At 65.2% G+C, this 22,519-nt stretch carries 17 protein-coding genes and 1 tRNA gene; 2 read left to right on the plus strand and 16 right to left on the minus strand.

Translation table 11 applies throughout. The features are described from left to right. Nucleotides 1–497: 497 nt before the first annotated feature. From L0U80_RS10865 to L0U80_RS10875, 3 genes are all read right to left on the minus strand, one after another. Nucleotides 498–587, minus strand: a tRNA-Ser gene (locus tag L0U80_RS10865). Nucleotides 588–756: 169 nt separating this feature from the next. After that, nucleotides 757–2,049 carry a serine--tRNA ligase gene (serS, locus tag L0U80_RS10870; protein ID WP_233864008.1) on the minus strand — a complete coding sequence of 431 codons (1,293 nt, stop codon included), beginning with the start codon at nucleotides 2,047–2,049 and terminating at the stop codon, nucleotides 757–759. 111 nt (nucleotides 2,050–2,160) lie between these two features. Next, complete coding sequence (locus L0U80_RS10875) at nucleotides 2,161–3,501, minus strand: replication-associated recombination protein A (RefSeq protein ID WP_233864010.1); 1,341 nt, start codon at nucleotides 3,499–3,501, stop codon at nucleotides 2,161–2,163. A gap of 402 nt (nucleotides 3,502–3,903) precedes the next feature. On the opposite strand from L0U80_RS10875, the gene cytX reads away from it, so the two are divergent. Next, nucleotides 3,904–5,220 (plus strand): putative hydroxymethylpyrimidine transporter CytX, encoded by a 1,317-nt coding sequence (gene cytX / locus L0U80_RS10880; RefSeq protein WP_233864012.1) that lies wholly within the window; start codon nucleotides 3,904–3,906, stop codon nucleotides 5,218–5,220. Between the two features lie 154 nt (nucleotides 5,221–5,374). Here the strand turns inward: cytX and bioB are convergent, their stop codons facing one another. The 11 genes from bioB to L0U80_RS10935 form a co-directional block, all read right to left on the minus strand. Continuing rightward, on the minus strand, nucleotides 5,375–6,415 hold the full coding sequence (bioB, locus tag L0U80_RS10885; protein WP_233864014.1) for a biotin synthase BioB: 1,041 nt from the start codon (nucleotides 6,413–6,415) through the stop codon (nucleotides 5,375–5,377). Nucleotides 6,416–6,443: 28 nt separating this feature from the next. After that, nucleotides 6,444–7,178, minus strand: a complete 735-nt coding sequence (gene bioD / locus L0U80_RS10890; protein WP_233864016.1) for a dethiobiotin synthase — start codon at nucleotides 7,176–7,178, stop codon at nucleotides 6,444–6,446. Beyond that, complete coding sequence (gene bioF, locus L0U80_RS10895) at nucleotides 7,175–8,371, minus strand: 8-amino-7-oxononanoate synthase (protein ID WP_233864017.1); 1,197 nt, start codon at nucleotides 8,369–8,371, stop codon at nucleotides 7,175–7,177. The genes bioD and bioF overlap by 4 nt, the downstream gene beginning before the upstream one ends. Further along, nucleotides 8,371–9,726, minus strand: a complete 1,356-nt coding sequence (gene bioA / locus L0U80_RS10900) for an adenosylmethionine--8-amino-7-oxononanoate transaminase (RefSeq protein WP_233864018.1) — start codon at nucleotides 9,724–9,726, stop codon at nucleotides 8,371–8,373. The genes bioF and bioA overlap by 1 nt, the downstream gene beginning before the upstream one ends. Before the next feature lie 381 nt (nucleotides 9,727–10,107). Further along, on the minus strand, nucleotides 10,108–11,496 hold the full coding sequence (locus L0U80_RS10905) for a dienelactone hydrolase family protein (RefSeq protein WP_233864019.1): 1,389 nt from the start codon (nucleotides 11,494–11,496) through the stop codon (nucleotides 10,108–10,110). A gap of 557 nt (nucleotides 11,497–12,053) precedes the next feature. Continuing rightward, a complete protein-coding gene (locus L0U80_RS10910; RefSeq protein ID WP_233864020.1) occupies nucleotides 12,054–12,506 on the minus strand; it encodes a YchJ family protein in 453 nt (150 codons plus the stop codon). A gap of 117 nt (nucleotides 12,507–12,623) precedes the next feature. Beyond that, complete coding sequence (locus tag L0U80_RS10915) at nucleotides 12,624–13,301, minus strand: SDR family oxidoreductase (protein ID WP_233864021.1); 678 nt, start codon at nucleotides 13,299–13,301, stop codon at nucleotides 12,624–12,626. Between the two features lie 81 nt (nucleotides 13,302–13,382). Next, nucleotides 13,383–14,576 carry an acetyl-CoA C-acetyltransferase gene (locus L0U80_RS10920; RefSeq protein WP_233864022.1) on the minus strand — a complete coding sequence of 398 codons (1,194 nt, stop codon included), beginning with the start codon at nucleotides 14,574–14,576 and terminating at the stop codon, nucleotides 13,383–13,385. Next, nucleotides 14,569–15,336: a carbonate dehydratase gene (gene can, locus L0U80_RS10925; protein ID WP_233864023.1), complete on the minus strand. Its 768-nt coding sequence runs from the start codon at nucleotides 15,334–15,336 to the stop codon at nucleotides 14,569–14,571. Before can ends, L0U80_RS10920 begins: the two co-directional genes overlap by 8 nt. A 28-nt stretch (nucleotides 15,337–15,364) precedes the next feature. After that, complete coding sequence (gene aceK / locus L0U80_RS10930; RefSeq protein ID WP_233864024.1) at nucleotides 15,365–17,170, minus strand: bifunctional isocitrate dehydrogenase kinase/phosphatase; 1,806 nt, start codon at nucleotides 17,168–17,170, stop codon at nucleotides 15,365–15,367. A 74-nt stretch (nucleotides 17,171–17,244) separates the two neighbouring features. Continuing rightward, nucleotides 17,245–17,661, minus strand: a complete 417-nt coding sequence (locus tag L0U80_RS10935; protein ID WP_233864026.1) for a MerR family transcriptional regulator — start codon at nucleotides 17,659–17,661, stop codon at nucleotides 17,245–17,247. Nucleotides 17,662–17,859: 198 nt separating this feature from the next. On the opposite strand from L0U80_RS10935, the gene L0U80_RS10940 reads away from it, so the two are divergent. Next, nucleotides 17,860–18,930 (plus strand): MBL fold metallo-hydrolase, encoded by a 1,071-nt coding sequence (locus L0U80_RS10940; RefSeq protein ID WP_233864029.1) that lies wholly within the window; start codon nucleotides 17,860–17,862, stop codon nucleotides 18,928–18,930. Between the two features lie 81 nt (nucleotides 18,931–19,011). Here the strand turns inward: L0U80_RS10940 and lolA are convergent, their stop codons facing one another. Continuing rightward, nucleotides 19,012–19,677 carry an outer membrane lipoprotein chaperone LolA gene (gene lolA, locus L0U80_RS10945; RefSeq protein WP_233865864.1) on the minus strand — a complete coding sequence of 222 codons (666 nt, stop codon included), beginning with the start codon at nucleotides 19,675–19,677 and terminating at the stop codon, nucleotides 19,012–19,014. Between the two features lie 85 nt (nucleotides 19,678–19,762). Then, nucleotides 19,763–22,090, minus strand: a complete 2,328-nt coding sequence (locus tag L0U80_RS10950) for a DNA translocase FtsK (protein WP_233864030.1) — start codon at nucleotides 22,088–22,090, stop codon at nucleotides 19,763–19,765. Between the last annotated feature and the right edge of the window lie 429 nt (nucleotides 22,091–22,519).

Genomic DNA, 22,519 nt, shown 5'->3' on the forward strand with positions numbered 1-22,519 from the left:
CCGGGCGGGGCGTTTCTCAGGCATCCCGTCCGGCACCTTCCCCGTCAAAATCCACAACCTGTAGTTTCGTCCCGATTGCGGGGCGCAACGGTTTGTTGTCGTACGCCCGCGTGCGGGCAATTTTCGTGATTATGAACCGAACCGTCTGCGCAAACCACAACGAGAAGTCGGCGCGAATTGGTCAACAGCCCCCTGAGAGAATCCTTTACCAGCCAGCCGCCAGCAATCCGGCTTATTGGTTTCGCATAGTTTACGGTGTCACAGAAGAATTCACCCCAAAGTGCCGATATAAAGCAGGGTTCTTCTCCTTTAGTCATCGCCTAACTATGGATCGCTACGGATCATGGCGGATCACGAGTGTGATTTACTGTGTGGTAATTCCAGGGTAAACACCCCCGAAGCATCCTAGCCCGTGCCAAATGATGGGCTGCGTGATGGGCTGGAAAAAACAAAAGCCCCGTAAGTCCTTGAACTTATGGGGCTTTTGCTTATGTATCTGGCGGAGAGGGTGGGATTCGAACCCACGGTACGCTTAAACGTACGCCTGATTTCGAGTCAGGTACAATCGACCACTCTGCCACCTCTCCGGGGTACTGCCAGTGCGGCTGCTCCGGAAATTCCCTTCCTTTGCCACCGCATCACCAGCCTGGTCGTTGACTGGCGAAGCGAAGATTATAGAACAACCCGTCCCATTTTCCAAGCCGTCTTTCAAAAAAATTGGCTGTGTGGAAAACGGGACTGCGCACCTGATTTAAATCAGGTGCCCGCCTCGAGGCGCGCAACGCCGCCCATGTACGGACGCAGCGCATCCGGCACCGTCACCGAGCCGTCCGCTTCCTGATAGTTCTCCAGCACAGCAACGAGCGTGCGGCCGACCGCCAGCCCCGAGCCGTTTAGCGTATGCACGAGTTCAGGCTTGCCCTGCGCGTTGCGGTAGCGCGCCTGCATGCGGCGCGCCTGGAACGCTTCGGTGTTCGAGCAGCTCGAAATTTCCCGATAGGTGTTCTGCGCAGGCAGCCACACTTCGAGGTCGTAAGTCTTCGCCGCCGAGAAGCCCATATCGCCCGTGCACAGCGTGATCACGCGGTACGGCAGGCCGAGCTTCTGCAGGATCGTCTCGGCGTGACCCACCATCTGCTCAAGCGCGTCGTAAGAGGTTTCGGGCGCAACGATCTGCACCATCTCGACCTTGTCGAACTGGTGCTGGCGAATCATGCCGCGCGTGTCGCGACCATACGAGCCAGCCTCCGAGCGGAAGCACGGCGAATGCGCCGTCAGCTTGATCGGCAGCGCGCTGCCCTCGACGATGCTCTCGCGCACGGTGTTCGTCAGCGAGATCTCCGACGTCGAGATCAGGTATTGCGTGATCGTGTTCTCCCCGCCACCCTTCTCCACGCGGAACATGTCGTCGGCGAATTTGGGCAACTGGCCCGTGCCGAACAGGATTTCCGGATTGACGATGTACGGCGTGTACGCTTCCGTATAGCCGTGCTGCTGCGTGTGCGTGTCGAGCATGAACTGCGCGAGCGCCCGGTGCAGGCGCGCGATCTGGCCGCGCAGCAACGTGAAGCGCGCACCCGAGAGCTTCGCGCCCGTTTCGAAATCGAGGCCGAGCGGCGTGCCGACATCGACGTGATCCTTCACCGCGAAGTCGAACGCGCGCGGCGCGCCCCAGCGGCGCACTTCGACGTTGTCGTTTTCGTCGCGGCCGGCCGGCACGCTCTCGTGCGGCAAGTTCGGCACGCCAAGCAGCAGGTCGGACAGGCGCGTCTGGATCTCTTCGAGTTTCGCCGCCGACGCCTTCATCTCGTCGCCGATACCGCCCACTTCAGCCATCACCGCCGACGTGTCCTCGCCACGGCCTTTCATCGCGCCGATCTGCTTCGACAGGCTGTTGCGACGAGCCTGCAGTTCTTCGGTGCGGGTCTGGATGGCGCGGCGTTCCGCTTCGAGCGCGGAGAAGGCCGTGACGTCGAGGGTGTAGCCGCGGTCGGCGAGGCGCTTCGCGACGCCGTCGAGGTCTTTGCGCAGCAGCTGGATGTCGAGCATGGGAATGTGGGACGCAGTTACGCGCTGTTACGTTGTGTGAACGGAGGATTTTAACGCACCGGCGGGATGGCACCGTGGTGCGGGGCCATCACTGGCCGGTCGGCCAGGGCTTCAGTCCTTGCGCTTCTTCTCGCGCGCCTCGTTCTGTTGATCCGGGTGAGCCTCGCGCCAGTGCGCGTCGAGATCGGCGAGGCGTGCGAGCTTCTCGCCGATCTTGCCTTCGAGGCCGCGCGGCGTCGGCTGGTACCAGTGCGGCTCGCGCATGCCGTCCGGCAGATACGTCTCGCCGGCCGCGTAGGCATCGGGTTCGTCGTGGGCGTAGCGGTACTCGTGACCGTAGCCGAGTTCCTTCATCAGCTTCGTCGGCGCGTTGCGCAGATGGATCGGCACCGCGCGCGACTGGTCCTTGCCAACGAAGCGCCGCGCCTCGTTGTACGCCATGTAGCCCGCGTTCGACTTCGGCGCGACGGCCAGATAGATGACCGCCTGCGCAAGCGCCAGTTCGCCCTCGGGCGAACCGAGGCGCTCGTAGGTCTCGGCGGCGTCGAGCGTGATGCGCGCCGCGCGCGGATCGGCCAGGCCGATATCCTCCCACGCCATGCGCACGATCCGCCGCGCGAGGTATCGCGGATCGGCGCCACCGTCGAGCATGCGGCAGAACCAGTACAGCGCGCCGTCCGGGTTGCTGCCGCGCACCGACTTGTGCAGCGCGCTGATCTGGTCGTAGAACGCGTCGCCGCCCTTGTCGAAGCGGCGCAGGTTTTCGGCGAGCGCGCTGCCGAGCAGCGCCTCGTCGATTTCGGTGGTCTTCTGCTGCGCGGCCGCGCGCGCGACGATCTCGAGGTTGTTCAGCAGCTTGCGGCCGTCGCCGTCGGCGGAACCGATCAGCGCCTTCTTTGCCTCGTCGGTGAAGGTGAGGCCGCCCAGTTCCTCGCTGGCACGCGCGAGCAGTTCGCCCTGCTCGTCCTCGTCGAGGCTCTTCAGCACGTAGACCGCCGCGCGGGAGAGCAACGCGCTGTTCACCTCGAACGAGGGGTTTTCGGTCGTCGCGCCGATGAACACGAACAGCCCCGATTCGACGTGCGGCAGGAACGCGTCCTGCTGGCTCTTGTTGAATCGGTGGACTTCGTCGACGAACACCAGCGTCTGCTTGCCGCGCACGCGATGCATTTGCGCGGTCTCGACGGCCTCGCGGATGTCCTTCACGCCCGAGAGCACCGCCGAGAGCGCGATGAACTCGGCGTGGAACGCGTCGGCCATGAGGCGCGCGAGTGTCGTCTTGCCGACACCGGGCGGCCCCCAGAGGATCATCGAATGGGCTTCGCCGGATTCGAACGCGACGCGCAGCGGCTTGTTCGGACCCAGCAGGTGCTTCTGGCCGATGACTTCGTCGATGGAGCGCGGTCGCAGCCGCTCGGCGAGCGGGACGTTGGCACGGGTTTCTTCAAACATGACGTTTTCGCGATAATGTCGGCTTTCGGACACGCCGCGGACAGGGCGGCGCCGGGCGCGCCGGAGAAGCGCGCTCGTGCGCTGCTGACCGCGACGCCATGCCGGATGCAGTCGTGCATTATGACAGCGTGGGCGGCCTGGCGAGGTGCGCAGGCCGGGATGGTGTGCGCGTAGTCGGTGGCCGGACGCGCCGGGACGCTCGCGGATACGAATCGAAACACGACGCGCGCAGCCCGCGAGGCACGCCCGCGATCCGGGGGACAGATCCGGCGCCGAGCGGGCGCACTAGCGCACCCCTGCCCTCGCGCGGCACGCGCCGGAGCACCACCGTCATCGAATCCGGCCAACAGCAACACCGAACAAACCAATAACGATCGACGACACCAGAGGACAGCCAACGCAATGACCCAGGATTCGCACGCCGGCGACACCGGCTCTACTTACGCCCCGCTCATGCCCGTACCGGACGCGCGCCGCCAGTTCCGCACGGGGGACGCCTTCGCGCTTTGGTTCTCGCTCGGCATCGGGCTGCTCGTCGCGCAAGCCGGCGCGCTGCTGGTGCCCGGCCTCTCGCTGCCGGCCGCGCTAACGGCAATCGTCATCGGCAGCGTGATCGGCGTGGTGCTACTCGCGCTCGCGGGCGTGATCGGCACCGATACTGGCCTCGCTGCGATGTCGTCGCTGCGTCCGACGCTCGGCGTGCGCGGCGCGTCCGTTCCGGCCGTCATCAACATGGTGCAGCTCGTCGGCTGGGGTTCGTTCGAGATCATCGTGATGCGCGATTCCGCCGATGCGCTCGCGAAGCAGGCCTTCGGCCTCTCGGTGCCGATCGTCTGGACGCTGCTGTTCGGTCTCTTCGCGACGCTGCTCGCCGTGAGCGGCCCGCTCTCTTTCGTGCGTCGATTCCTGCGGACGTATGGCATCTGGCTCCTGCTCGCGGGCGCCGCGTGGCTCACGTGGAACCTGCTCGTGCACAAGGATCTGGACGCGCTGATTCGCCGCCCGGGCACCGGCGACATGCCGTTCGGCAGCGCAATCGATCTCGTCGTCGCGATGCCGCTCTCGTGGCTGCCGCTCATCGCCGATTACACGCGCTTCGGCCGCCGTGCCGGCGAAACGTTCCGGGGCACGCTGTTCGGCTATGGCATCGCCAACATGTGGTTCTATGCGCTCGGCGCGGTCTACGGGCTCGCGGCAGGTGGCGGCGATGCGCTGCTCACGACGGCGCTCGCGCAGGCGGGCGGCGGCTTCGCGCTGCTGCTCGTGCTGATCGACGAAATCGACAATGCCTTCGCCGATATTCACTCGGCTGCAGTCTCGACGGGCACGTTCTGGACGCGCGCAAGCGTGCCCATGCTCTCGGCGGGGTTTGGCGCGCTGTGCACGCTGATCGGCGTTGTCGTGCCGATGGCGCGTTACGAGAACTTCCTGCTCCTCATCGGCTCGGTGTTCGCGCCGCTCTTCGGCGTCGTGCTCGCCGATCACTTCATCGTGCGACGCCGCCGTATCGAAGCGCAGGCCCTCGCCGATCTGAACGGTGTCTACGGCTATCTCGGCGGCTGGCACGTGAGCGCGTTCGTCGCGTGGGCGATCGGCTTCGGCGCCTACCAGGCGCTCAACCAGTGGCTGCCGAATCTCGGCGCGACGCTGCCGTCGCTCGTGATCGGTGGCCTCTGCTATCTGTTGCTCGCAGCACGGCGTCGCGCGGCCTACGCGTAAGCGCGCGGCCTTCCGGCGCCCCGGGCACATCGGCGCGGGAGTCTCTCGCGTAAATGAAAAAAACGCCGCGCAGCGATCTAATCGCTGCGCGGCGTTTTTCTTTGTATGGACTACGAACGCGAATCAAACGCTTCGCGCCCACATCGCGTTCACCTCATTCGCAATGGCCGCAGCCGCCGCGTTTCGCCGACTCCGACTCGCTCAACTGCTGCGCCGCCTCTGCGCGAATGCCAAGCCGCGCGAGCAGCTTGCGGTCCGCCTCGGCCTGCGGATTGCTCGTCGTGAGCAAATGGTCGCCGTAAAAGATCGAGTTCGCACCGGCCATGAAGCACAGTGCCTGCAGCGCCTCGTCCATCTGCTCGCGGCCAGCCGAGAGGCGCACCATCGCGCGCGGCATCGTGATGCGCGCCACGGCGATCGTGCGCACGAACTCGAACGGATCGAGCGCTTCGGTGCCTTCGAGCGGCGTGCCGTGCACCTGCACGAGGTTGTTGATCGGCACCGATTCCGGATACGGCTCCATGTTCGCGAGCTGCGCGACGAGGCCCGCACGCTCGCGGCGCGACTCGCCCATGCCGACGATACCGCCACAGCACACGTTGATGCCCGCGTCGCGAACGTGCTCAAGCGTGTCGAGGCGATCCTGATACGTGCGCGTCGAAATGATCTGGCCGTAAAACTCCGGCGACGTGTCGAGGTTGTGGTTGTAGTAGTCGAGCCCCGCGTCGGCCAGTGCCTGCGCCTGATGCGCCTCCAGCATGCCGAGCGTCACGCAGGATTCGAGCCCCATCGCCTTCACGCCGCGGATCATCTCCTTGATCGGCTCCAGATGACGGTCCTTCGGATTGCGCCACGCTGCACCCATGCAAAAGCGCGTTGCGCCATTGTCCTTTGCAGCGCGTGCGGCCTTGAGCACCTCATCGACTTCCATCAGCTTTTCCGCGTCGAGGCCCGTGTCGTGGTGCGACGACTGCGGGCAGTACGCGCAATCTTCCTCGCATCCGCCGGTCTTGATTGACAGAAGGGTCGAGAGCTGCACGGCGTTCGCGTCGAAATGCTCGCGATGCACCTGCTGGGCGCGGAAAAGCAGATCGTTGAACGGCAGGTCGTAGAGTGCGACGACGTCGGCGACGCGCCAGCGCGCGGCCGTTTGCTGAGCCGGTTGCGCGGCGCTTGCGAGAGTGGTTTGAGTCATGATGTCGGAGGTCCTTCGTGACGATGTTTTAGCAGGACGCGTCTGCGGGCGCGGCGGCGTTCAGCCGCGCGAGCAGCGCATCAATGTCGAGATGGGAGGCAGCGGCGTCAGTGCTCGCGCCGCCCAGATGCGGCACGACGCCGATGAGCGGTGCACCGTATTGCGTCGCAAGACGCTCGCGCAGCGCGCCGATGTTTTCTTCGGGGAACGTCATGGCCGGATCGATGCGGTTCGCGACCCAGCCCGCGATGGATAGTCCGCGCGCGGCGACCGCTTCGGCGGTGAGCAGCGCATGGCTGATGCAGCCGAGTCGCATCCCTACGACGAGCACCACCGGCAAGTCGAGCGCGACGGCGAGATCGGCGGTGTCGCGCGTCGCATCGAGCGGCACGCGGAAGCCGCCCACGCCTTCCACCACGACGACGTCCGCGCGTTCGCGCGCCTGCCGATAGCACGCGACGATGTGTTCGATATCGAGGCTCACGCCTTCGAGCGCAGCGGCAATATGCGGCGCGGCAGGCTCCTTGAGCAGATAAGGCGTGCGCATGTCCGGCGGCAGCAGCACGCTCGCGGCGGCATCGAGTTGATCGGCGTCGTCGTTGTGCCAGGTGCCGTCGCGTTCGAATGCGCCCGCCGCAATCGGCTTCATGCCTGCAGCGTGCAGCCCCGCGCGTGCGAAGCCGCGCAGCAAGGCGGCGCTCACGAACGTCTTGCCGATTTCCGTATCGGTGCCGGTGACGAATAGTCCGAGCGGCGTGGTCATCGCGCGCGCTCCTGTGCCTCGCGGCTCACGCGCTGCAGCGACGTATTGAGGCGCTCGATGTCGTCTTCGGAATGCGCCGCCGAAAGCGAGATTCGCAGCCGCGAAGTGCCTTCGGGCACGGTCGGCGGACGGATCGCAGGCACCCAGATGCCGTCGCGTTCTAGCGCGGCCTGGAGTGCGAGCGTTGCGTCGTTTGCACCGATCACGAGCGGCTGCACGGCGGTTTGCGAATCGACGGGCAGCCAGCAGGTCTCCTTGAGCATCGAGCGCGTGCGGGCGATCAGCTTGCGCAGATGCGCGCGTCGCGCGTCGCCCTCCTCGTTCCCGATGATCCTCAGGCTCGCCGACACGGCATGCGCAACAGCCGGCGCCGAAGCCGTCGTGAAGATATACGGACGCGCTCGCTGCACGAGCCATTCGCACACCGTTGCGTGCGCGGCGACGAATGCGCCCGCCACGCCAGCCGCCTTGCCGAGCGTCCCGACCATCACGAGATTGGGCGAGCGCAACGCGGCCTCGGCGAGCGCGCCGCGCCCTTGCGGTCCGAGCACGCCGAAGCCGTGTGCATCGTCGACGATGAGCCACGCGTGGTGCCGCTCTGCGAGTTCGACGAGGCGCGCGAGCGGAGCGACGTCGCCGTCCATGCTGAACACGGTGTCGGTGACGATAACTTTCGCACCCGCGCCAGACGCTTCAAGCATGGCGCTCAATGCATCGGCGTCGGCGTGCGGATAGATCTGGATGTCCGCCCGCGAGAGGCGCGCCCCATCGATCAGCGACGCGTGATTCAGCGAATCGGAAAAAAGCGTCGTGCCGCGCCCCGCGAGCGCGGTCACCACCGCGAGGTTCGCCATGTAGCCGGTGCTGAAGTACAGCGCGCGAGCATCATCGACGAAACCGCCTACGAATTCCGCGAGATCGTCTTCGAGTTGCGCATGCGCGCGTGAATGCCCGCCGAGCAGATGCGACCCGCCACTGCCCGCGCCGTAGCGCTGCGCGCCCTCAGAGAGCGCGGCAACGAGTTGCGGATGCGATGCAAGCCCCAAGTAGTCGTTGCTCGCGAAGCCGATCGTGTCGCGGCCGTCGACGCGCATGTGCGCGTCGCAGGGCGTGTCGATCGTGCGGCGGCGGCGGCGCAGGCCGCGCGCATCGAGTTCGCGCAAGCCTTGTTCGAGGGTGTCGATGAGCTGCATCAGAGGTCCTCCGCGACGACGGCCTCGAACGTCTCGCGCGTGCGGTCGGCGAGCAGCGACTGCGTCGCTTCATCGAGGATGTACGGCGGCATCACATACACCGTCGTGCCGATGGGCCGCAGCAGCAACTCGCGCTTGAGCGCATGTTCGAAGAAGCGGCGCGAGAATGTGGCTGCGCGTGAGGCATCGTTGATCGCGGCGTCGAACGCAAGGATCGTGCCGCGCTGGCGCACGTTGCGCACTAGCGGATGCGATGCGAGCGCCTCGAACGCCTCACGCAACCGCGCCGACTTGCGCACGTTCACCGCCAGCACATCGCCCTGCTCGATCAGATCGAGCGTCGCGAGCGCCGCCCGGCACGCGAGCGGGTTGCCCGTGTACGAATGCGAATGGAGGAAACCGCGGGCCGTGTCGTCGTCGTAGAAGGCTTCAAAAATGGCATCGCGCGAAAGCACGATCGAAAGCGGCAGATAACCGCCGCTAATGCCCTTCGACAGCGTCAGCAGATCGGGCCAGATGCCTGCCTGCTCGCACGCGAAGAAGGTGCCCGTACGGCCGCAGCCCACGGCGATTTCGTCGGCGATCAGATGCACGCGATAGCGGTCGCACAGCGCGCGCAAGCCCTTGAGGTAAGCCGGATCGTGCATCGCCATGCCCGCCGCGCACTGCACGAGCGGCTCGACGATCAGCGCGGCGATGTGCGCGCCGCGGGCTTCGAAGAGCCGCTCGACGTCCGCCAGCGCGCGCTGCGCCACATCGGCAGCGGTTTCGCCTTCGCGCGCCTGACGCGCGTCGGGCGATGCAACCACATGCGCGCGATGGAGCAGCGGATCGTAAGCATCCCTGAAAATCTTCACATCGGTCACGCCGAGCGCGCCGATCGTCTCGCCGTGATAGCTGTTCGCAAGGCAGACGAATTCACGCTTGCCGCTCTCGCCCTGATTTCGCCATGCGTGAAAGCTCATCTTCAGCGCGATTTCCACCGCCGATGCGCCATCCGAAGCAAAGAACGCATGACCGAGCGTGTGGCCCGTGAGCGCGCTCAGTCGCTCTGCGAGTTCAACCGCGCTTTCGTGCGTGCAGCCGGCGAGCATCACGTGCTCGAGCGTGTCGAGCTGCGCCTTGAGCGCTGCGTTGATCGACTCGTTCGCGTGACCGAACAGGTTCACCCACCACGAACTGATGGCGTCGAGATAGCGCCGACCGTCGCGGTCGTAGAGCCACGGGCCGGCGCCGCGCGCGACCGCGATGAGCGGAAAACGCTCGTGGTGCTTCATCTGGGTGCACGGATGCCAGACGGCGCGCAGGCTGCGCTCGACCCAATGGTCGCTGGCAGGGTTGGAAAGCTGATTCAAAGACGACTCCCGGTACGACAGCGGGACCGAGATTAGCGCGAACGCCCGCGCAATGCACTACCCCGAAAATGGCGTCGCGATGCGTTGCGGCGCGATGTTAGGCGGTGTTCGGACCGGCAGGCAGCAGATCTTCAGCGAACGCCAGAAATGACCGTAGATAGCGACGACAAAGTGAACTGCGCTTGTGCAAAAAATCTGTCGACTGCATGCGAAAAAGTGCGACGCATGCGCAACAGCGTTATCGCGGACGCACGGATCGGTGCCCGGAACAATGCGACACCCATCACGCAACGTGATCGTCGCGTGACGCGTCAACAGGCTGAAGAAAGGAATTCGAAGGAGGAAGGAAAGGCGCCGCGCGCAGACGGCAAGACGAAACGCCTAGCGGCTCGCGAGTGCGTGGCGGACGTTGTCAGCCGTATCCACGCCATCAGGCGTCGCGCCCGCGCTGGCCTCATTCCGGGCGGTGACCGTGGCATCGTTGGACCACACCACGGTGCCGTTGACCGCGTACAGGTGGCAGGCATCGCTGCTGTGTTTCTGGCAGTTCGCGACCGCGACGGCCATCGGATTGTCGCCGCCCTCGGCCCACGACCACGCGCCCGAACCGGACACCGCGAAGGCGCGGCTCGGATACTGCTTGAGGAAGTTGCGATAACCGTCTCGGCCCGCCTGATCGAGATACGGCACGGCGCTCACCGAGTCGATGGCAGCGAAGTCCGTGCCGCGCGGCGCGGCCGGTGCCGGAACCCGGTACTCGACTGCGGTCGGCATGCCTTCGCGGGCGAGGAATGCTTCGACTGCCGGCCACCAGACCTGCACGCCGTCACGATCGCCTACGAGGCGATGGGCGTCGTTCTTGTACGAGCCGTAATCGACGAGCTTCGCGCCCGCACCGGGCTGCGACTCGCCGGCCTGTGCGGTGCGGTACGCAGCGAACATGTTCGCGACGAGACCCGGCGTCCACACGGAATCGTTGTCGCCGTAGAGCCACAGCGAGGCCACGCGTGCCTTGCCGCCATAGCCGCCGAAGGCCTGGGTCAGGTTGTCCTGCCAACCCGTGCAGGCGTCCTGACGCAGGCCGCCCGAGAAGTTGATAAGCGCGCGCACGCCGTGTGCAGCTTCGGTGCCGTAGGCGATCGTCGCGAGGCCGCCGTGCGAGGTCCCTGCCACCGCGATGTGGTCTGCGTCGACATACGGTTGCTTCGACATGTAGTCGATCGTCGCGGCGACATCGGCGGCCTGGCCGAGGCCGTTGCTCGCCACGTCGCAGCCGTCCTGCTCGTAGGAGCCGCCCGAGCCCGCAAAGCCGCGGCGGTTCGGTGCGACGACTACGTAGCCCCGGCGCACAAATTCGCGTGCGAACGACACCGGGTCGCTACGCGACTGGCTGCGCGGGTCACCGAGAATCTTGCCGTGATTGAACACCACCATCGGGAACGGGCCAGGGCCGTCCGGGCGGTAGATCGTGGTTTCGAGCGTAACGGTGCCGTCGGCATCGACGGGAATGTAGATCACCTGCTCGTTCATGTTGGGGCGTACAGCGGGCAGCCAGGCTTCGTCGAGAGCAAGACGGGCAACATTGGCGCTGCCGAGCGGGCCGGCCGGAACCGGTGCGGTGGCGTGCGCGATGGTGGCCTGCGTGGCGGCGCGAGCCGGCGTAGCCGACTGCGTGGCTACCTGATCGGATAGCGATGCTGCGTGCGCGACCGAAAGCAGACACACCGTGCCGGCCAAGGCCCATCCGGTAAGGAGCTTCCTGAACGCCATGCGCAAACCCGCCTGCGAGAAACCTGATTGACTTCGTGCTACTCCGGTCGGTCCGCTTCCGGCACAACGTAAGCCACGGGCGTGTCGCAAGACACGTGCCGGTGAAACCCACGAGGGGAAAAAACCGATCGGAACACCGCTGCGGCGGCGCGATGCAGTTGTGCAACGACGCCTCCGGGGCGCTCGGCATGCAGTGACCCACACCTGAAACGGGGGCGCTATCGAAGCAAAACCCTCGGTCGGCAAGGCCCTGCACCGGACTCGCAAGCTCTGCTTACATTCAACTTGCGCAACCGGCCGAACACCGCGATTACATCGTCGCACAACAAAAGATCGTTACGCAATTCAGGGGTAACCCGGCATAACGCATGCCAGTCCCGTGTGAGTCCCACGGGGCCTGGCTCTCAGGCAGATCGAGTCTTTTTGCCGCTATTGGGCGCGTCGTGCACGGCCCACGGCGATCGGAAAAAAATACGTGGAATTAATTACTTACGTGTGAAAACACGAAGCAGAGCATGCGCTGCGCGAGGTACTTTGCGCCCTCGCTGCGCACGGCGTCAGGCGTCCGTCACATCGCCGTCGACATAGCGCCAGCGGCCGTCCTCGTCGCGCGTAAAACGGCTCACTTCGTGGAGCCGTGAGGCGCGCCCTCCCGTCTTGTAGCGCGCGACGAACTCGACGACCGCATGAGTCGCGTCCATCTGTTCATGACGCTTCACCGCGAGGCCGAGCCAACGCGGCGCATCCGGCGCCGAGGGTTGCACGTCGAGGTCCGGCGGGCAGGTTTGCGGCGCCCAGGTCGCGCGCAGCCAGGCCGTCTCACCGAGCACGTAGGCCGTATAGCGCGAGCGCATCAGTTGGAGCGCCGTTTCTGGAAGCACACCCGCGTCGATGAAAGGGCCGCAGCAGTCGACATAGCGCGGCGGCTTCGCAGACGATTTCTGGTTGGGTGCGGCACCGCCGCAAGGACAGTCGGTAGGCCGGGCGGCCCGGGAAGTTTCAGCAGTCATCGGGGAAAAAATCCATTCGGGTGCCGTACGCGGATTCTCCGGACGGCGCGCCCTGTCGCTTTCAAGCAGAAAAATCGTGCCGGTCGGGTTGATTCGCGATCGGTGCGGGATGTAACGTCACCAGTCGAGTTCGGTGCCGTCGTACTGGAAGAAGCGTCCGTTGAACACTTCGCGTGCCGCCGCCGCTTCGGCGATCACCTCGCGCATGGCCGTGACGCTGTGCGCCACGTCGATGGCCGCTTGAGCGCCGCCCATGTCGGTGCGCACCCAGCCGGGATGCAGCGCGATACACGTGGCGCGACGCGTCTGCAGCGAGGTGATCTTGATGACGTCGTTGAGCGCGGCCTTGCTCGCGCGATAGAGCCAGCCCGTCGTGCCCGTGGCCTGCGCGATGCTGCCCATGCGGCTCGACAGTACGCCGAGCACGCCGTTCGCCGCATCGACACGCGGCAGCAACGCCGGAATCAGTTGCATCGGGCCTCGTACGTTGGTGTGCATCACCTGGTCGAAGTCCTCGGCCGTGATCGTCTCGACGCCCTCGGTGCGCGGGCCGTAGATGCCCGCCACGATGAGCGCCACGTCGAGCCGCTCGGCTTCGAGCTTCCAGCCGAGCGCCGCGATCTCATCGGGATGCTCGATGTCGAGCTGAAACGGCTGTGCGCCCAGCTCGTGCAGTCCTTCGAGCGCAACGTTGCCCCGCGCCGTGGCGAGCACGCGCCAGCCCGCCTTCGCATATTGCCGCGCAAACTCGCGCCCAATGCCGCGCGACGCACCCACGATCAACGCTGTTTTCATCTGGCCACCCTGGCATCCTGGTATTGGACGCGCCACCTCCTTGCGGCGCGTCTGTCGCGAGACTACCGCAATTAGCCAGCGTTACAGCAGTTCGATGCCCATCGCCGTCGCTTCGCCCCCGCCGATACACAAGCTCGCGACGCCCCGCTTGCCGCCGCGCGCGCGCAGTGCGCCGAGCAGCGTGACGAGGATACGCGCGCCCGATGCGCCGATCGGATGACCGAGCGCGCACGCGCCGCCGTTCACGTTGACCTTCTCGTGCGGCAGGTTGTGCTCCTTCATGGCGGCCATCGTGACGACGGCGAACGCCTCGTTGATCTCGTAGAGGTCGACATCCGACGCGCACCACCCAGTCTTCTCGTAGAGCTTCGCGATGGCGCCGACCGGCGCAGTGGTGAACTTCGAAGGCTGCTGGGCAAACGTCGTATGACCGGTCACGCGCGCAAGCGGCGTCACGCCGAGCCGCAACGCCGTCGATTCGCGCATCAGCACGAGCGCCGCGGCGCCGTCCGAGATCGAGGACGAATTCGCCGCCGTCACCGTGCCGGTCTTGCTGAACGCGGGCTTGAGCGTCGCAATTTTTTCGAGGTTGGCCTTGAACGGCTGCTCGTCGCGATCGATGGTGGTTTCGCCCGCGCGCGAGACCACCTTCACCGGCGCGATTTCCCACGCGAACGAACCGTCCTCGTTGGCGCGCTTAGCGCGCTTGAGCGACTCGATCGCAAACGCGTCCTGGCGTTCGCGCGAGAAGTCGTATTCGCTCGCGCATTCCTCGGCGAACGTGCCCATCAGACGGCCCTTGTCGTAGGCGTCTTCGAGACCGTCGAGGAACATGTGGTCGAGCACCTGGCCATGACCCATGCGCATGCCCGCGCGAGCCTTCGGCAGCAGATACGGCGCGTTGGTCATGCTTTCCATGCCGCCCGCGACGATCACATCCACCGATCCCGCCAGCAGCATGTCGTGCGCGAACATGGCCGCGCGCATGCCCGAGCCGCACATCTTGTTGACGGTCGTGGCGCCCGCCGCGAGCGGCAAGCCCGCTCCAAGCGCTGCCTGGCGCGCGGGTGCCTGGCCCTGCCCCGCGGGCAGCACACAGCCCATCACGACTTCTTCGATCTGCGCGGGTGCGAGGCCGGCGCGTTCGACCGCCGCCGCAATCGCAAACGCGCCCAGTTGCGGCGCGCTCAGCGACGCGAAATCGCCCTGAAAACCCGCCATCGGCGTGCGAGCCGCCGAGACGATCACGATGGGGTCTTTCAATGTCTCACTCATGTTTGTGCTCCTTGATGACTTCCGCGATAACGGCCGGCACGTCGCCAAGACGCGCGGCGTCCCCGGCGAGCACGTCGTTGTCCGCCTGATGCGCGCCGTGCGCGGACACGGCAGCCACGCAGCGCGCATACGTCTCGTGCAACTGGTCTTGCGCGCCAATCGACATGCCGAGGTCGCGGATGCGCCCGTCGTGCACGCCGTACGCCCAGCCATGAACCGTGAGCGTCTGGCCGCGCGCCCACGCGTCGCCGACGATCGTCGTCCGGCACACGTTCACGACCTGCTCGATCGTGTTGAGTTCGACGAGACGGCGATGGCGCTGCTCGCCCAAGGGCCACTCGTCGAGCAGCCCCGCGTGCTTCTCGCGTACGTCCTGCACGTGCTGGAGCCAGTTGTCGGCGAGACCGACACGGGTGCCGTGCAGCGCCGCGCCGACGCCGGAGCAGCCGTAGTGCCCCACCACCATGATGTGCTTCACCTTCAGCAGATCCACAGCGAACTGGATCACCGAAAGACAGTTGAGGTCCGTGTGCACGACGACGTTGGCGATGTTGCGATGGACAAACACCTCGCCCGGCGGCAGGCCGATGATCTCGTTCGCGGGCACACGCGAATCGGAGCAGCCGATCCACAGGTATTCGGGCGCCTGCTGATGCGCGAGACGCGAGAAGTAGCCGGGATCGGCGGCGAGGCGTGCGGTAACCCACTGGTCGTTGTTCTCGAACAGAGGGGCAAGCGGATGATCAGGGGATGGGGCCATGTCGGTTCAGCGGGTTGGTCCGTGTGCGTCAAGCCGCGCGCGCCGCAGCGGGCGGGCTTTGCTGCGCAAAACATTCGGGGTAGCGCATGCGAAAACGCATCGACGGATCGTAAGGAAAACAGTCCGGCACCTCACCTGCAATGAGACGCGCTTTGCTCTCCTGCCAGAGCGCCGGGTCGAAGAAATCGGGATGATACTCGAGGAAGTAGCGCTTGACGCGCGGGTCGCCCAGCAAGAACGGGCGATACGTCTCCGGAAAGATGTCGCGCGGGCCCACGGTGTACCACGGCTCGCCAGATAGTTCGTCTTCCTCATTACGTGGCTGCGGTACGGTTCGCACGTTGCAGTCCGTGAGGTACTCGATTTCGTCGTAGTCGTAGAACACCACGCGGCCGTGACGCGTCACGCCGAAGTTCTTGTACAGCATGTCACCCGGAAAGATGTTCGCACGCATCAGATCCTTGACCGCGTTGCCGTACTCGCGGATGCCGTGCTCCACATCCGCGTCAGTGCCGTTCTGCAGCCACATATTGAGCGGCACCATGCGGCGCTCGATGTACACATGGCGGATCACGAGATTGTCGCCTTCGTACTCGATCATCGAGGGTGCAAGCCTCTCCAGTTCGCGCACGAGTGCGTCGTCGAGCCGCGAGACGGGCAGCGCGACGCTCGAATATTCGAGCGTGTCGGCAAGACGCCCCAGACGGTCGTGGCGCTTCACGAGCCGGTACTTCGCCTCGACCTCTTCGCGCGTGGTGTCCTTCGGCGCGGGGAAGCTATCCTTGATGACCTTGAACACGTAAGGAAACGAAGGCAGCGTGAACACGATCATCACCATGCCGCGGATGCCGGGCGCGACGACGAACTGGTCCGACGAATGCGAGAGATGGTGCAGCAGGTCCCGATAGAAAAGATTCTTGCCCTGTTTCTGCAGGCCGAGCGACGTGTAGATCTCCCCCTTGGACTTGCGCGGCATGATCGTGCGCAGGAACTCGACGTAGGCCGAAGGCACATCCATATCGACCAGAAAATACGAGTGCGAGAAGCTGAACATGATGAGCAGTTGCTCGGAGCGCAACAGCACAGCGTCGAGCGCGAGGCGACCGCCCTCGACATGGCGGATTGGCAAGACGAACGGCGCGAGCACATCACCGTTGATGATGCGCCCGATGATGTACGCCGACTGGTTGCGAAAAAACAGCGACGACAGCACGTGAATCTGGAAGTTGGTCTTCGGCTCGACTTCGCCGTAGGTGTCGAACATCGTGCGTATCACGCACTTGACGTCGCGCGTGAGGTCTTCGAAGGGCGTCTCCAGCTGGAAGTTCGTGACGATGCGCTCGAGCGTCGCGGCGAGCCCGTCCTTGCCCGGATAGTACGCGCGGTAAGTCGGCTTCGCCGCGGGCTCTTCGTTTTCGATGTATTCCGTCGAAGTCGCGGGACGCACGAAGATGAAATCGTTGTTGAAGTACGAGCGGTGCAGGATCTTGCAGCACACCGAGTTGAAGAACGTCTCGGCGCACTCGGGTTGCCGGTGCGTCGTGAGCAGGCCGATGTAATGCAGCTTGATCTGCTGCCACACTTCATCGTCGATGTTTTCCGCGTCGTACTCGTCCTCCATCGCCACCACGCATTGCTCGACGCGCTCGTCATACGATGCGATGCGCTCGCGCGCGAGCCGCTGCAGACCGTGCCAGTCCGCCGACTCGAAGAGCCCCTTCGCCCGCACCCCCGCGTCGCTGAAATTGCGGTAGTGACTGTCGAAGCCCTCAAGCATCGTCTGGGCAACGTCGAAGCCTATCTGCGAGGAGAGCAGTTTCGGAAAGTGTTTCATCGCGGGCTGGCCTGTGGTGCGTCGGGAGACGACTCCTTCATTGAACCGGGACTTGAACCGAAACCCGGCCGCGACTACTTCTTTGCACCCGCGGCGTCAGCTTCGCGCGCGTCCGCCCGCGCAAGGAGTTCGCGCGCCTGCATCTCGTACTGCGCGAGATCTTCGAGTGTGGCGTCGAGATCGGCGCGCTGGCGCTCCAGGATCTCGCGGTGGCGCACCACCGTGTCGAGAAACGCCTGCAACTGCGGGAGCGTGTCGGTGGGCGAATCGTACAGGTCGAGCAGCGTCCTGATCTCCGAGAGCGTGAAGCCGAGCCGCTTGCCCCGCAGCGTCAACCGCAACCGCGTGCGGTCGCGCCCCGAAAACACGCGCTTGAGGCCGCCCGCCCCTTCGCGGCTAGGCGCAACCAGGCCCTGGTCTTCGTAGAAACGGATTGCGCGCGGCGTCACGTCGAATTCGTGGGCGAGTTCGGTAATCGTGTACTGAGTCATGGTGCGTAATGAGCGACGGGTCCGTAGCCGCCAGCGGGGCGGCGCATTGGGCGATAGAATCAACGTTTACGTTATCGTCAACCTGCCGGTTGCGCAACCTGCCCGCCCACGGGCCGCCTGCAGGATGGATGCGTTGCAACGCCGCTATCAGCGCGCAAACGCCGGTAACAGCCGATAAAAACGGAGAAGACACCCGCAATGAACGCACTCGAACACCAGCTCGACTATCCCTACGCCGACGCCCTTCCGGAACCTGGCCACACCCTCGACGTTGCGCCCGGCGTCAAATGGGTGCGCATGCCGATGCCGTTCGCGCTCGACCACATCAACCTGTGGCTGCTGCGTGACGAGATCGACGGCCAGGCGGGCTGGACCGTGGTCGATTGCGGCATCGCAAACGACACGATCAAGGCGCACTGGGAGCAGGTGTTCGACACGGCGCTGGAAGGTCTGCCTGTGCTGCGCGTGCTGGTCACGCACTGCCACCCCGATCACATCGGTCTCGCCCACTGGATCTGCTCGGGCGGCGACAAGAAGCGCTGGAACGTGCGGCTGTGGACGACGCTCGGTGAATACGTGAGCGCGCGCGTGATGTCGTCGGGCGACGGCTCGAACGCGGGCGGCGAAGGCGCGGCGCGTCATTTCGGGCGGCACGGCCTTATCGATCAACAGTCGCAGGAGTTGCTGCGCAACCGCGGCGGCTATTACACGAACCTCGTGCCCGCGCTGCCGACGCAATACCGCCGCCTGCGCGAAGCCGACATCGTAACGATCGGCGGTCGCGCGTGGCGCATCGTGACAGGCTTCGGCCACTCGCCCGAGCACTGCGCCCTCTTCTGCGAGGAAACCCGCGTGCTCCTGTCCGGCGATATGGTGCTGCCGCGCATCTCGACCAACATCTCCGTATTCGACGTGGAGCCGGAAGGCAATCCGCTACGCCTGTACCTCGAATCGCTCGGGCGCTACGAGACCATGCCCGAGGACACGCTCGCGCTGCCCGCACACGGCAAGCCGTTCCGCGGCGTGCGCACGCGTATCGCGCAACTGCGCGAGCATCACGACGCGCGCCTCGCAGAAGTGATGGAAGCGTGCGCCGCCGAGCCGCGCAGTGCGGCCGACATCGTGCCGCTCATGTTCAAGCGCCCGCTCGACATCCACCAGACGACCTTCGCCATGGGCGAAGCGCTCGCGCATCTGAATTTGCTGTGGCTCGCGGGCAAGCTCAAGCGATCGACGGGTGAGGATGGTGTGATCCGGTTTTCGGCCTGAGCGACACGCGGACACAAAAAGCAAACGGGCGGCTCGCAATGAGCCGCCCGTTTTTCCTGGCAATCTGCAAACCCCGCCGCGTCAGTTAGCGCCACCAGTCACAACATCAGCGCCGGGCGGTTTCACGAACTTGAACGCCGACGCGGGCATCGGCGGATTCTTTTGAATGTTGGAGAACGTGAGCAGCGTCACATTGCCGAACACGTCGTGCAGTTCCATCGCTTCGAGATTGCCGTCGCGAAAACCGATGCCGACGTTCTGGAACTGCGTGTCCTTCGACTTCGGAATGAGCTCCAGCCAGTCGATGCCGTTCTTCACGCCCGCATCGCGCAGCGTGAAGTTCTTCTCGAGGTCGTTGCTGCCGAACAGAATCGCAGCCGGGCTCGCGCCGAGCGCGCCACCAAGCTTGCGCTCGGTGACCTGATTCAGGTCCTTGTCGTAGACGAAGAGGGTCTCGCCGTCGGCCTGAAGCAGTTGTTGATACGGCTTCTCGTACTGCCAGATGAACTTGCCGGGCCGCGCGAACGCGAACGTGCCGCTCGAAGTCCTCGCGTTCAACGTGGCCGTGGCGATCGCCTCGCTCGCGCTCTTCGCGCCCGGCTGCGCCTTCAGCTCGCGCTGCACGAATTCACCGCGCGCCGAATGCACTTGCGCCACGAACTGCTTGAGCTGATCCGTGCCGCTCGCGAACGCGTGCGACGCCAGCAGCACGGAAGTGCCGAGCGCGAGCGCCGCACGTACGCCCATCTGGACAAAACGGGTGGAAAGTCCTGCCTGGAACTGCTTCAAAACGTTCTCCATAGGGAAAGGGAGGTGCGCGGCCGCGTCGGTATCAAGCGTCGGCGTCGCGCGTGGGTACGAGAATCTCGCGGTTGCCGCTCGACGACATCGCGGAAACGAGCCCCGATTGCTCCATCTGTTCGAGCAGCCGCGCTGCCCGGTTGTAGCCGATGCGCAGATGCCGCTGCACGAGCGAAATCGACGCTCGCCGGTTCTTGACGACCACTTCGACGGCCTGGTCGTACAGCGGATCGGACTCATCTCCAGTGCCGCTGGTTCCCGCGCCCGCCGATCCTTCGTCGCCCTCGCCTGCCACGCCGCCTTCAAGGAGGCCGTCGATATAGTTCGGCTCGCCCTGCTCCTTGAGCTTTTCGACCACGCGATGCACTTCGTCGTCGGAGACGAATGCGCCGTGCACGCGCACGGGCAGGCCGGTGCCCGGCGGCAGGTAGAGCATGTCGCCCATGCCGAGCAGCGACTCGGCGCCCATCTGGTCGAGAATCGTGCGCGAGTCGATCTTCGAGGACACCTGGAACGCCATGCGCGTCGGCACGTTGGCCTTGATGAGGCCGGTGATCACATCCACCGAAGGCCGCTGGGTCGCGAGGATCAGGTGAATGCCCGCCGCGCGCGCCTTCTGCGCAATACGCGCGATCAGTTCTTCAACCTTCTTGCCGACCACCATCATGAGGTCGGCGAGTTCGTCGATCACGACCACGATGTGCGGCAGCTTCGCGAGCGGCTCCGGATCGTCCGGCGTGAGGCTGAACGGATTCGGAATCTTTTCCTCGCGCTTCGTTGCCTCGTCGATCTTGTTGTTGTAGCCCGCGAGATTGCGCACGCCGACCTTGCTCATGAGCTTGTAGCGGCGCTCCATTTCGGCGACGGTCCAGTTCAGCGCGTTACCGGCCTGGCGCATGTCGGTCACGACCGGACACAGCAGATGCGGTATGCCCTCGTAGACGCTCATTTCGAGCATCTTCGGATCGATCAGGATCATGCGGACCTGTTCGGCGCTCGATTTGTAGAGCAGCGACAGGATCATCGCGTTGATCCCGACCGATTTGCCCGAGCCGGTCGTACCGGCCACGAGCAGGTGCGGCATCTTCGCGAGGTCGGCGCACACGGGCTTGCCGCCGATGTCCTTGCCGAGACCCATGGTGAGCGCGGACGGCGCGTCCGCATAAACCGTCGAGCCGAGAATCTCGGACAGGCGCACGGTCTGGCGGCGCTGGTTCGGCAATTCGAGCGCCATGTAGTTCTTGCCGGGAATGGTCTCCACAACGCGGATCGACACGAGCGACAGCGCGCGTGCGAGGTCCTTGGCGAGACCCACGATCTGACTGCCCTTCACGCCGGTCGCCGGCTCGATTTCGTAACGCGTGACGACGGGGCCCGGATACGCGGCCACCACGGCGACCTCAACGCCAAAATCCTTGAGCTTCTTCTCGATGAGGCGCGACGTGAACTCGAGCGCGTCGTCGGAGACCGTTTCCTGCGTGGCGGGCGCCGGATCGAGCAGCGAGATGGCCGGCAGCGTGGAATCGCCCGGCAGGTCGGTGAAGAGCGGCACCTGGCGCTCTTTCTCGACGCGCTCAGAACGCTGCGGCGTGGCCACCGGCGGCACGATCATGACCGGCTCGTGCTCCTCGATCTTCACGCGGCTGCTCTCGACCTTGCCTTCACGCTTGACGGCCGCGGCCTCGCCGAGCTTGCGGTCGCTCCGTGCCTCGCGGCGCATCCTCGCGAGCGTGACCGCATTGATGAGCGCCTCGCCGACCTTCTCGGACACGGACAGCCACGAGAAACGGAAATACAGCGACAGCCCGATGCCGAGCGCCAGCAGGAGCGCGAGCGTACCGCCGGTGAAGCCGAACGCGTGCGAGACACCGCGCGCCACGGCATCGCCCACCACGCCGCCGGGCGTGTGCTCGCGCGGCAATTGCACCCTGAGCGACCACATGCGCAACGCCGCGATGCCGTCGCTCGCGAGCAGCACGAGAACGAACGCGAGGCTTTCGGTGATCCAGCTGTGGTCGCGCGGTTTGTCGTCATCGTCGGCGAGCGCTTCGTTGAGCGTGATGCGCCGATAGTTCGCGGAAATGCGCCGGGCGAGCGGCACGACCCACCAGTAGGCGGAGAGGCCGAACAGCAGCAGCAGAATGTCAGAGGTCCACGCGCCGACGCGGCCCGCCCAGTTCGAGATGTGATCGACATGGGCGGCGTGGGTCCAGCTGGGGTCGAGGCGGCTGTAACTGATGAGCGCCATCAGCAGGAAGACGCCGAGCGCGACCTGCAAGAGCCAGCGGATTTCGGTGAACAGGCGCGACATGCGATGGGGCAATGCCTGCGCCTGCGCGGAATAGGTAGCTTTGGCCATTGAATCCTGGTGCTGATCCTTGATGCGTTCGCGGCCGGCGCGCGCTGCAGGCTGATGCAGCGGACCCGCGCAGCCGCCTTTCGTCCGATCCGGCTTATTGTAAACGTGTTGTTTCGGCCCCGGCTGTAAATGACGGTTACCGGCAACAGTGGCGCTGCCGCGCTCAGGGCCGAACCAGCGCGCGTGGCGCATTGTCGCGCACTGGCGGGCGCGCCGCGCCGTGCCTCGCATCCCGGCACATCCGCTGCCGCCCAACCGCCCGCCCACGTACAGGCTATCGGCACGATCAGGAAGCTTCATGAGGCGCGGGCAGGCCCCGGCCTTTATAATTGCGCCCTGATGCCCATATCCATGTGTGTGCCCTGTCGCACCGCCGGGCGGTCTCGCTTTACAGCGCGCTTTTCAGCGTCTGTCTCTGTAGCGTCATAC

It is taken from the genome of Paraburkholderia adhaesiva (genome assembly GCF_021390575.1).
GTDB classification, from domain to species: domain Bacteria; phylum Pseudomonadota; class Gammaproteobacteria; order Burkholderiales; family Burkholderiaceae; genus Paraburkholderia; species Paraburkholderia adhaesiva.

Bases quoted from the DNA above. Each gene is read 5' to 3' on its own strand.
- serS (WP_233864008.1), bottom strand. From the start codon at position 2,049: ATGCTCGACATCCAGCTGCTGCGCAAAGACCTCGACGGCGTCGCGAAG.
- L0U80_RS10875 (WP_233864010.1), bottom strand. From the start codon at position 3,501: ATGTTTGAAGAAACCCGTGCCAACGTCCCGCTCGCCGAGCGGCTGCGA.
- cytX (WP_233864012.1), top strand. From the start codon at position 3,904: ATGACCCAGGATTCGCACGCCGGCGACACCGGCTCTACTTACGCCCCG.
- bioB (WP_233864014.1), bottom strand. From the start codon at position 6,415: ATGACTCAAACCACTCTCGCAAGCGCCGCGCAACCGGCTCAGCAAACG.
- bioD (WP_233864016.1), bottom strand. From the start codon at position 7,178: ATGACCACGCCGCTCGGACTATTCGTCACCGGCACCGATACGGAAATC.
- bioF (WP_233864017.1), bottom strand. From the start codon at position 8,371: ATGCAGCTCATCGACACCCTCGAACAAGGCTTGCGCGAACTCGATGCG.
- L0U80_RS10905 (WP_233864019.1), bottom strand. From the start codon at position 11,496: ATGGCGTTCAGGAAGCTCCTTACCGGATGGGCCTTGGCCGGCACGGTG.
- L0U80_RS10910 (WP_233864020.1), bottom strand. From the start codon at position 12,506: ATGACTGCTGAAACTTCCCGGGCCGCCCGGCCTACCGACTGTCCTTGC.
- L0U80_RS10915 (WP_233864021.1), bottom strand. From the start codon at position 13,301: ATGAAAACAGCGTTGATCGTGGGTGCGTCGCGCGGCATTGGGCGCGAG.
- L0U80_RS10920 (WP_233864022.1), bottom strand. From the start codon at position 14,576: ATGAGTGAGACATTGAAAGACCCCATCGTGATCGTCTCGGCGGCTCGC.
- can (WP_233864023.1), bottom strand. From the start codon at position 15,336: ATGGCCCCATCCCCTGATCATCCGCTTGCCCCTCTGTTCGAGAACAAC.
- aceK (WP_233864024.1), bottom strand. From the start codon at position 17,170: ATGAAACACTTTCCGAAACTGCTCTCCTCGCAGATAGGCTTCGACGTT.
- L0U80_RS10935 (WP_233864026.1), bottom strand. From the start codon at position 17,661: ATGACTCAGTACACGATTACCGAACTCGCCCACGAATTCGACGTGACG.
- L0U80_RS10940 (WP_233864029.1), top strand. From the start codon at position 17,860: ATGAACGCACTCGAACACCAGCTCGACTATCCCTACGCCGACGCCCTT.
- lolA (WP_233865864.1), bottom strand. From the start codon at position 19,677: ATGGGCGTACGTGCGGCGCTCGCGCTCGGCACTTCCGTGCTGCTGGCG.
- L0U80_RS10950 (WP_233864030.1), bottom strand. From the start codon at position 22,090: ATGGCCAAAGCTACCTATTCCGCGCAGGCGCAGGCATTGCCCCATCGC.